Annotated in this window: 9 protein-coding genes; all 9 read left to right on the plus strand. The window is 40.1% G+C overall.

What is annotated here, in order from left to right; genetic code table 11:
• Positions 1 to 74 precede the first annotated feature (74 nt).
• The 9 genes from SWH54_13955 (at position 75) to buk (ending at position 9,739) form a co-directional block, all read left to right on the plus strand.
• Positions 75 to 1,283 (plus strand): CaiB/BaiF CoA-transferase family protein, encoded by a 1,209-nt coding sequence (locus SWH54_13955; protein MDY6792360.1) that lies wholly within the window; start codon positions 75 to 77, stop codon positions 1,281 to 1,283.
• 58 nt (positions 1,284 to 1,341) lie between these two features.
• Positions 1,342 to 2,454, plus strand: coding sequence for a TRAP transporter substrate-binding protein DctP (gene dctP / locus SWH54_13960; GenBank protein MDY6792361.1), 1,113 nt, complete (start codon positions 1,342 to 1,344; stop codon positions 2,452 to 2,454).
• Positions 2,455 to 3,066: 612 nt separating this feature from the next.
• Positions 3,067 to 3,567, plus strand: coding sequence for a TRAP transporter small permease subunit (locus SWH54_13965; protein MDY6792362.1), 501 nt, complete (start codon positions 3,067 to 3,069; stop codon positions 3,565 to 3,567).
• Positions 3,560 to 4,894, plus strand: coding sequence for a TRAP transporter large permease subunit (locus SWH54_13970; GenBank protein ID MDY6792363.1), 1,335 nt, complete (start codon positions 3,560 to 3,562; stop codon positions 4,892 to 4,894). The genes SWH54_13965 and SWH54_13970 overlap by 8 nt, the downstream gene beginning before the upstream one ends.
• Positions 4,895 to 4,921: 27 nt before the next feature.
• Positions 4,922 to 5,701 carry an N-acyl homoserine lactonase family protein gene (locus tag SWH54_13975; GenBank protein ID MDY6792364.1) on the plus strand — a complete coding sequence of 260 codons (780 nt, stop codon included), beginning with the start codon at positions 4,922 to 4,924 and terminating at the stop codon, positions 5,699 to 5,701.
• A gap of 747 nt (positions 5,702 to 6,448) precedes the next feature.
• Positions 6,449 to 6,856, plus strand: a complete 408-nt coding sequence (locus SWH54_13980; protein ID MDY6792365.1) for a MarR family transcriptional regulator — start codon at positions 6,449 to 6,451, stop codon at positions 6,854 to 6,856.
• Positions 6,857 to 6,903: 47 nt separating this feature from the next.
• Complete coding sequence (locus SWH54_13985) at positions 6,904 to 7,800, plus strand: phosphate acyltransferase (GenBank protein ID MDY6792366.1); 897 nt, start codon at positions 6,904 to 6,906, stop codon at positions 7,798 to 7,800.
• Entirely contained in the window at positions 7,797 to 8,666 is an 870-nt protein-coding gene (locus SWH54_13990; GenBank protein MDY6792367.1) for a phosphate acyltransferase, read from the plus strand. Before SWH54_13985 ends, SWH54_13990 begins: the two co-directional genes overlap by 4 nt.
• Positions 8,627 to 9,739, plus strand: coding sequence for a butyrate kinase (gene buk / locus SWH54_13995; GenBank protein MDY6792368.1), 1,113 nt, complete (start codon positions 8,627 to 8,629; stop codon positions 9,737 to 9,739). Before SWH54_13990 ends, buk begins: the two co-directional genes overlap by 40 nt.
• Positions 9,740 to 10,216 lie beyond the last annotated feature (477 nt).

The following is a 10,216-nucleotide window of genomic DNA, read 5'->3' on the forward strand; positions in this document are numbered from 1 at the left end:
ATCAAAAAGATTAGACTTAGCTTTTTAAGTTTTCCATTTAAGTGTCAGCAAAAAACATACAGGAAAGGATAAATATGAGTAAATCGCTCAAAGGATTAAGAGTTGTTGATTTAAGCCATGTATTGGCAGCACCGACATGTACAATGTTCTTAGCGGATCTAGGCGCTGAGGTTATCCATATTGAGCCTCCGGATGGAGATGATTCCAGGGCATTTGGGCCTTTCGTTAATGAGCCTGATAAGAATCAATGTGGATACTTCATAAGCTTAAACCGCAACAAAAAAAGTATGGTTTTAGATTTGAAGCATAATAAAGGGAAAAAAATACTTCGGGAACTTATAAAAGTATCTGATGTTATCGTCGAGAACTACAGACCTGATACAATGAAAAAATTGGGATTCGACTGGCAGGAGATTACTAAAATAAATCCTCGCATTATTTATGCATCAATCTCCGGCTTTGGACGCGATACTCTTCCGGAATATACTAACCGGCCGGCCTACGATATGGTTGCTCAGGGATATAGCGGAATCATGAGTATTACCGGACCGGAAGACGGCCCTTTATGCAGAGTAGGAACGTCTATAGGGGATATTGTTGCGGGTCATCAAGCTGTTATTGGAATATTATCTGCTTTGTTATGGAGAGAGAAAACAGGCAAAGGACAGTACTATGATGGTTCAATGGTTGACGGCTTATTTGCAATACTTGAGAATGCTGTTGCCAGATACGGAATAGAAGGGGTTATTCCGGAACCGTTAGGTAGCGCTCATCCTTCCATTACTCCATTTCAAGGATTTAAAACGCACGATGGCTGGATAATAATGCCGGTCGGAAACGATAAACTGTGGAAGAAATTCTGTGAGGCTATCGACCGTGCGGATCTTATTTCCCATCAATATTTTAAAACTAACCCTGATAGGACCAAAAACAGAAAAAAACTTATTCCCATCTTAGAAATTGAGATAGAAAAAAAGACGACAAAGGAGTGGTCTGATATTCTTGATAGGAAAAGCCTGCCATATTCGCAAATCAACAATATAAAAGAAGTCTATGAATCTAAGCATATCCAATACAGGAAAATGCTTGTAGAAATAGAACAGCCAGGTGCAGGCAAGATGAAAATAGTTGGCTCCCCAATCAAATTATCCGAAACACCAGGTGAAGTCTATGCCCCCGCGCCACTATTGGGCCAGCATTCCGAAGAAATAATGAGCGAAATACTGGGTTATTCTACCGAAGAAATTACCATAATGAAAAATAAGGGGGTGATTAATAAATAAGGTTCGAGAAGCATTGTTGAGTTTCATACTAATAATTATTTATTAAAAGGAGGTAACAATGAACAGCAAAACTTTGAAATATTATGCATGGGTAACTATACTGTTGCTATTTGTTATTGGTTATTCAAGTTCAGCTATGGCGAAGACTATAAGATGGAAAATGGGATCATGCTGGTCTTCAAGTAATGCACTTATCGACGCAGATCGGTATTTTGTAAAAACTGTCAATGAACTTGCTGCCGGTAAGCTTAAAATAAAGCTTTTCACGGTAGGAGAAATAGTACCAGCTTTCGGGCTGTTTGATGCTGTTCGAGATGGAACTTTACAGGCCGGAGGAGACTGGCCAGGTTATTGGGCAGGAAAAGATACCGCTTTTAGTACACTCTGTGGTTTTCCGATGTTACCTCGGCAGATTGATTATATAACCTGGATTTATAAGGGCGGTGGATTCGAAATGTACAATGAAATATATGGCAAATACGGTTTGGTTTATTTTCCATATTTTATAGAATCTGCAGAATCAGGAGTCAGAAGCAATAAGAGATATGCCAAGTTGGATGATTTTAAAGGTTCCAAAATTAGAATGGGCGGCAAGCTTCAGAGCGAAGCACTTGTAGAACTCGGTGCTATACCCGTGAGTATCACTGGTGAGGAAGTATATCAGGCATTAGAGAAAAAAATGATAGATGGAGCAGAATTTAATCTTCCGTATATGGATTGGCAACTTGGTTACCAGTACGTGACAACAGAGCAAAGCGCACCAGCCTGGCAGCAACCGTCAACTGTAATGGGAGTTTGCATCAATAAAAAAGCTTGGGAAAAATTGCCAAAAGATTTACAGGCGGTCATAAAATATTCAGCGCAAGCTACTGTAACATGGTGTATCGCGCATTCCAGTATGGAATCTGGTAAAGCCCAGGAGCAATTTCTAAAAAGAGGCGTCAGGGTTACATATCTGGACGACGCTGCTTTAGATAAAATTGAAAAAATATGTCGTAAAAATATATTAGAAGAAGCGAAAAAAAATCCTTTGTTTGCAAAATCAATATTTTCGTTCTTCAAAACTATTCAGCAGGTAGCTCCCTACAGAGATCTGGAACGTCCTCTTCTTAAAAGAAGTGTCAGGTTCTCTGAATCTGAAATGAGTGAACTCGAAAAATTAGGGAAATAATCTCTTTTCGGGCATGAATTATCCATATCTGTAGCAAAACTGTTGGAGGGTACATTAACTATGTAAAATCCTAATTAACGCAACAAATAACGCGCAATTATAATTACGCATGGTTAAAATATTTATCCTAACTTATCGAATTAATTTAATTCATACTTTTTGTATGAACATAAATCAAACGGCAAAAGGGCATGTGCGTGCATTACATTCCCTTTCATGCCCTTTTGCCATTAAATTACGCGGAAAACCTGAATGTATATAAGCAGGAATATAAGGTTTCCTGTAAAGCAAGATTCAATTAAAAATTTACTTATACATAATAGTCAGTGTGTTGGAATGCAACATGAAAACAGGTAGAGACTTCTACACATAGATCTTTTCATACAAGCAAAGTAGGTAACTCAAGTGGATAGGCTGAAGGCTGTTAGGGAAAAGCGCATTTTGAAGCCATGTTTGGTGCAAAAATCAGACATTTCCTCCAAAGTACGGCAATTGTGCTCTTCGACCTCTTCAGCCTTCAGTCTAAACAGCTTCAGCCTAACTACGTGAGTAGTTGTTACCAAAGTAGTAATTAAATAATCTATTCATATGGGAGGTGAAATCGCCGTGAAAATGATTATAGACTCTATTGACAATATTAATGAATGGGTTGGTAAAATATGTAGCTGGACGGTAATTATCATTTTAATCCTTGTAGTTTTAGAAGTTATCAAAAGAAAGGTGTTTAATGCTCCATCTTTGTGGAGCCTTGATGTAACGACCCATCTTTATGGCTTCCACTTTATGATAGTAACTGCTTATACCTTAAAACACGATGGACATGTTAAAATAGATATCTTTTCAAACAGGTTCTCAAAAAAAACTAAGACTATCATAGATATCATTTCATTTCTTTTGTTTTATTTCCCGTTTTGCTTTGTTCTATTGTGGGAAGGGACTAAATTCGCATCCAAGTCCTGGGCGATGCTGGAAACAGGATGGGGTGCTTTTCATATGCCGCTATACCTGCTTAAAACGGTAATTCCAATAACTGCTTTTTTGCTTATTTTACAAGGCATTGTCATATTTACCAGGAAGCTGCAGTATTTAATTAAAGGAGTTAAACATGTTTGATATAAGCGTTGAAGTCCTTACAGCCGGAATGATTATCGGATTACTTCTGGGTATAGCTACAGGTCATTATCTTGCCTTTGTGTTAGGCGGAGTATCAATCATCTTTGGTGTTATAGGATGGGGACCTGAATGTCTGCCTATGCTCGTTAATCGCCTTTTCGGATCTGTCCTTGAAAATTATGTGTTGATGGCTGTTCCACTTTTTATCCTTATGGCAATGTTTCTAGAACGTTCCGGCATTATGGGAGACCTGTTTAATGTCGTACGGTATTTGTTAGGTCCAATAAATGGAGGGGTGGCTGTCGCGGTAATTCTCGTTTCAACCATATTTGGCGCATGTACTGGAATTGTTGGGGCTTCGGTTGTTACAATGGGGATTCTGGCTTTACCGGTAATGCTCAGTTATGGTTACGACAAAAAGCTTTCTTGTGGGGTTGTTTCTTCAGGTGGAACATTAGGGCAAATTGTTCCTCCCAGCATTATGCTTATTTTTATGGCTACTCAAACAGCCTTACCCGTTGGAAAGCTTTTCGCGGCTGCTATCATTCCAGCGATTTTATTATCATTTCTTTATTGCTGCTATATTTTGGTTAAGTGCTATTTGAATAAGGAGGCCGGCCCAGCCATATCAGCAGAAGAGAAGGAAATGATAACAGGTCCTAAGCTGCTCAAAATGGTCATGAAAACTTTGGTACCGCCAACAATACTCATTTTTGGCGTACTTGGGAGTATTTTCGCAGGTCTGGCGACACCAACTGAAGCTGCTGGAATTGGAGCACTGCTATCCGTCATTTTAATTATTGCTTATGGAAGGTTTTCCTGGTCTTCATTAAAAGATTCAGTCCTTGGAACAGCAAAACTTACTTCTATGGCTATGTTTATTGTTGTCGGTGCCAATTGCTTTACAGGAGTTTTTTTAGGCGTGGGTGGCGGTGATGTTGTTCAAGAATTCATCCTTGCTCTTGGGTTAGGGAAATGGGGTGTTTTTGCTGTTATTGTGATAGTGTTGTTTGTAATGGGAATGTTTATTGACTGGATAGGAATTGTGTTAATAACTTTTCCAATTTTTATTCCGATTGTGAAGGAACTAGGGATTGATGTACTATGGTTCGTTACAATGACAGCTCTTGTTTTGCAATCTTCATTTCTGACTCCACCATTTGGATACAGTCTTTTTTTTCTAAAGGGTGTTGCTCCCAAAGAAATAACTATGAATCATATCTATGTCGGAATAATTCCTTTTTGCGCAGCCATTTTTATCGCTATACTTGTTTGTGCAATATGCCCTCAAATAGTCACATGGTTGCCTGCCGTGTTAGTAAAGTAAGTCGTGTTAAAAAGAAAGGAGATATATATGCCTGAAAAACTTGTAAAAAAATTATTTATTTTACCCGGTGGGTACCTTAACATTGACTACTCTATATTTGTAACAGGAAAAAATATGGGGAAAACAATAAAGGCGCCCGTTTACTCTGTTTTGCTCATTCATGACGATGGCCCAATTTTGATAGATGTAGGATTAAACCCTGACGGGTTGACTGATCCTAACCAAGCATGGGGACCGCGAGCCAAACTTATTAAACCGGAATTCACAAAAGAAGATACGATCCAGGAAAGATTAAGGCAACTGGACTTGAAAGTTTCGGATATAAAAATGGTTATCCTGACTCACCTTCATTGGGACCATACAGGTGGACTGCGCTTCTTTAAAAATTGTCCTATTATTGTTCAAAAAGCGGAATATCGTTTTGCCTTTAATCCCGATACATTTGTTTCAACGCAATACATGAGCAACCACTTCGATTTTCCTCTTAATTTCCAACAAGTTGAGGGCGATAAAGTTATTGCTTCCGGCATTTCTGTAATAGCAACACCTGGCCACACACCAGGGCATCAATCAATATTAGTAAGGCTTAACAGCGGACGCTCATATATCCTGCCAGGGGATGCGGTATGTATCGAAGAAAACTTAGAGCTTAAAATTCCACCCAGCAATAACGTAAATAATGAACAGGCAATGAGAAGTATTTACCGTCTCGAACATTTATCGAAAATACTTGAAAGTGAAATAATACCCTCTCACGACATCGTAAAATGGGATAGCATAAAAAAATCACCGGATTTTTACAGCTAAGGGTTCGCGCAAAAATAAGTTTACATTTTAGGCGCATGGATTTAGGTCAGATTTGTTCGAGCCGATGCTTCAAAGCCACAGGAACAGCGAGCTATTTCGAGGATTTTGGAGTTGAGGATCGGGCAAAGCTGGCCTGAATCCGGGATGCATAAAATGTGAAGTTATTTTTGCGCGAGCCCTAACCATTTGCGAAATTCCATAGACAGAAAACCAGCCAGTCCGATAACCGGTATCCCGTACCACTTAGGCTGGATACCGGAAAGCAGGTTCCAGTTCCCTTCACTGAAAACTTTTTATTTGATCCCGGCCCTCTTTATACCCTTCGGCAATGGCCTCTTTGCCCCGGTTGAATTCAAGGAACTTGAGATGACCCAGATTGGGCTGAATCAGAATGTCCTTTCCCCAAAACCTTAAAATCAAGAACGGCAATTTTAGTCTTTTGAAATCCATCCCATACTGTCGTTGATATCAAAACAGTTATGCAGGAAACTAAAATCGTAACAACACATCTTTTTATAATAAAATCCTTCCTTTTGTTTTTCAACTTTATACAGACTTAACAAGTTTTTTCAAATATAGGTTGTATTCTAATTATTAGCATGCTAACTATATTGGATAATGTCCGTTGTATAAAGATGTAAGCAAACCCTCATATAAGCTTGCAATTAAAAAACAATCTTTCCCCCTACTGTCTGAATGACATACTGGTAGGATTCAATTTTTTACTTGTTTATAAAAGGTAGACTCATGGTTTTTCAAGACTGCATATGCTTTCAATTAGGTCGCGTAACCAGGAAACTTACCCGGTATTACAGGGATAAAATCTCTGTTTTCGGGCTCACACACGGGCAATTTTTTATGCTGGTAGCTATTTTTGAAGAAAAATCGCTTTTACCGAGTCAACTGGCTGAAAAAACAGCGTTGGACAGACCTACTACCACTGGGTTATTAGACCGTCTGGAACGTGACGGCTGGATAGAACGACGACCCGATTCCAATGATCGCCGGGCCTTGCGTATTCACCTTTCTCCCAAAGCTGAAAAAAACCGCAATTCAATTCTTTCAATATTCGGCGAAATAAACAGCCAGTTTGTAAATCGTTACTCAAAGGAAGAATGGCAACAGTTTCAATCTCTTTTGCAGAAGTTGGAATGATTGAAGTTTCTCTGCGTTAATACTAATCTCCATGAAAAATAAGACACATGTACCGAAATTTTAGAGAAATCAAAAAAAGAGCCATAGAACTTGGCCCTAAAAAAGTTGCGGTGCTTTTTCCTGATGATTCAGATGTCCTGCGTTCGGTTATAGATGGCAATCGGAAAGGATTGATTCATCCAGTACTCATAGGCAACAAAAACCGTATAGAAAAAGTAGCCTCAGAAAATAAACTGTCATTAAACAATTTTGAGTTTATTGATCAGAGTGATCCGCAGGACGCTGCCAACCAGTGCATTGAACTTGTGAGAACAAACCGTGTATCATTTGTTGTAAAGGGCAAGATAATAACCAGCTTTCTATACCGTTCACTGATACGGCATACCCAGGATTTCGCACCGGATCAGGTTCCATGCACTTTGTGTTTTCATCAAGCTCCGGGCATCGAAAAAATATTTGTTGTTACTGATCCGGGTGTTAATATTTATCCCGATACCACTGTTAAACAAAAAATTCTCAACAAAGCCATTACCGTGTTTCACCATATAGGATGTAGACAACCCAGGGTTATGATCCTATCAGCAAAACACTATGGCGATATAATCTCTGCAGCACAAAAAGATGCTGATATCTTAAGCCAGCTTGTAGTAAAAAATTTAGACGGAAAATGCAGAATCTGTGAAAGCCGGAATTTTATCGAAGCTTTTGGTAATCAGATAATTGATACAGCTTCTTTCCCTGATATTTTTCTGGTCCCCAATATAGATGCCGGTAATATTCTGGTAAAGAGCATCGATCATTTAGGCGGTGGTATCCGACAGTGCGTGACAATCGGTGGCGGTATCTTTGTACTGACACCTTCCCGATCCGACGGGTATTCTGCCAGGATCACAAATCTTGCTCTTGGTGTCGTTCTCTCATCACAAAAGCTGGAAAAACAATGAATAATCCTTCTTTTAAAAATATTATCAAAGCAGCAAAAACGGGAAAAACTAGAAGTATGGTTATTACCGGGGATGGAAACAACGCTGCCGTCAACGCTGTTTTTAGAGCTCAAGATATTAAGCTTATAGAACCCGTCTTTTGCGGACAGGGATTTTCCGATCTAGATCGTAAAAATAATTTGTTATCGACTGATTCCGACACTGTAAATGCCCGTAAACATGCCCTTGGAATGGTGCGCTCCGGTGAAGCAGATATTCTTCTTGACACCGAAATGATCACTACCGAATTTTTACAGATGCTTTCAAAAGTGAATTTGATTAATGGACATACACTGAGCTATGTAAGTGTATTCGAATCGGTAAAGGAACAGCGTCTTACACTTCTGACCGACACTCTTATTAACTCCACACCTAATTTAAAGGAAAAAACAGCTATTTTGGAAAATGCTATCCCTATAGCAGATGTAATTGGAATCAAACACCCCAATATTGCCGCCCTTGCTCCTCTTGAGCTGGTCAACCCTGCCATAAAGTCAACAATGGATGCCGCAATACTTTCAAAGATGTCCCAAAGGGGACAATTCGGAAATGCTGTTATCGAGGGACCTTTGGCCATGGATAACGCCGAATCGGCTGATGCAGCGATTCAAAAAGGTATTCAAAGCACAGTGCCAGGCAATGCCGATATTTATTTTTTTCCTGATATTGAATCGGCGAATCTAACCGCTCAGTTTCTCGCATGGGTTTTTCGTGTTAAATTCGCCGGCGTGCTGGCCGGTACGAAGGTTCCGATTGTGGTTCATTCGCCCCTGGAAAATGATGATTCATGGCTACTAAGCATTGCTCTGGCGGTACTGAGCTGTTGAGGAAAAATATGTGCTGCATTCTCGTAATCAATATCGGTTCTACATCAACCAAGGTTGGCTTTTATAAGGACCGTAACTTTTTCTTCAAAGAGACCATAGATCACACGTCTGAACAAATGGCCGGTCTTAATGAATTTGAAAAATGGCTTAAGTTTCATAAGCGAGCAGTGGATGGTATTTTAGATAGTCATGGTGAGAAAATAAAACATCTGGACATTGCAGTCAGCCGCGGCGGTTTGACTCGCCCGATTAAGACGGGAGCATATCGAATAACAGAATCCATGTTAAAAGACCTGCGCTCCGGTGGTTATGGTTGGCATCCGTGCAATGTAGGCCCTGAGATCGCTTATGAAATAGCAAATCGTTTTGAAGCAAAAGCGATTATATACGATTCTCCTGTATCTGATGAGATGATGCCGATTGCCAGGTTTTCTGGCCTTAAGGATGTTAAACGACATGCCGCCTTTCATGTTCTGAGCCAGAAATCAGCTGCAAAGAAAGCAGCATCGGATCTGAAACTCTCATACAGCAAATCTTCATTTATTGTTGCGCATATGGGTGGTGGAATTACTATTTGTGCCCACAAGAACGGAAGGATAATAGACGGCACGCACGGCATAAACGAAGGCCCTTTTACTCCCCAGCGAACAGGAACGTTGCCTTTGCAGGATCTGATAACGCTATGTTTTTCAGGACAATTCACTCAAAAAGAAATAAACCGCAAACTCTTCGGGCAAGGCGGTGTCCATTCGTATTCAGGCACCCATGATATTGCCGCAGTTGAGAACCGCATCTCCAGGGGTGACACGGAAGCCGAGCTTGTGCTGAGGGCCATGGGATACCAAATCAGCAAAGAGATCTGTTCCATGGCAGCAGTACTTGTGGGGAAAGCGGATGCGGTTGTACTTACAGGTAATCTTTGTAAAGCAGATACAGTGACGAACGAGATCCGGAACCGAGTAATTTCCTTAAGTCCGGTTTTGATTTACCCGGACGAGGATGAACTAAAAAGCCTTGCAGAAGGTGGCTTGGAAGTCCTTCGCAGCTTTGAGACAATCAGGATATACATTTAATAACGGAAAAAGCGCCTCAAAACAAGGGTAGGAGGTGCTATCCCTTTCGGGAACCTCTTGAATCAAGGCGCTTTATAAAATTATGAAATATAATCGACTAAGTGATAATTATTCGTTATAGTCGTAAAGTCTCTTGCTTGTTTTTCTTCCTGAAAACCGGTTCAAGCTGGCAACTGTTAGACCATCGCTCCTATAGTGCCTGCGTCCAAAGCACTGAAATTTCAATTCGCAAATTGTGATCATCATTTCCTCAATCGAGACTTCCGACGTCAATAGTGCGGTTGAAAAATCTCATATTTCAGAAATTCTTTTGAAATTAACTTTTGTCCGGAATGGGTACCAGCAAAACAGGCTTCTTGCTTCGTCTTAGTACCTTTCGGCAAACTCCTCCGATAATCGACTCCGCCAGCATATTGCGTGAACGATAGGCCATAAGGATCATCCCACAGTCTTTGCTTTCTGATTGCGCAATGATTT

Source organism: Thermodesulfobacteriota bacterium (genome assembly GCA_034189135.1).
GTDB lineage: Bacteria > Desulfobacterota > Desulfobacteria > Desulfobacterales > JAUWMJ01 > JAUWMJ01.

Excerpts from the sequence above, each read along its gene's own strand:
- SWH54_13955 (MDY6792360.1), top strand. The coding sequence starts at position 75 with ATGAGTAAATCGCTCAAAGGATTAAGAGTTGTTGATTTAAGCCATGTA.
- dctP (MDY6792361.1), top strand. The coding sequence starts at position 1,342 with ATGAACAGCAAAACTTTGAAATATTATGCATGGGTAACTATACTGTTG.
- SWH54_13965 (MDY6792362.1), top strand. The coding sequence starts at position 3,067 with ATGATTATAGACTCTATTGACAATATTAATGAATGGGTTGGTAAAATA.
- SWH54_13970 (MDY6792363.1), top strand. The coding sequence starts at position 3,560 with ATGTTTGATATAAGCGTTGAAGTCCTTACAGCCGGAATGATTATCGGA.
- SWH54_13975 (MDY6792364.1), top strand. The coding sequence starts at position 4,922 with ATGCCTGAAAAACTTGTAAAAAAATTATTTATTTTACCCGGTGGGTAC.
- SWH54_13980 (MDY6792365.1), top strand. The coding sequence starts at position 6,449 with ATGGTTTTTCAAGACTGCATATGCTTTCAATTAGGTCGCGTAACCAGG.
- SWH54_13985 (MDY6792366.1), top strand. The coding sequence starts at position 6,904 with ATGTACCGAAATTTTAGAGAAATCAAAAAAAGAGCCATAGAACTTGGC.
- SWH54_13990 (MDY6792367.1), top strand. The coding sequence starts at position 7,797 with ATGAATAATCCTTCTTTTAAAAATATTATCAAAGCAGCAAAAACGGGA.
- buk (MDY6792368.1), top strand. The coding sequence starts at position 8,627 with ATGGCTACTAAGCATTGCTCTGGCGGTACTGAGCTGTTGAGGAAAAAT.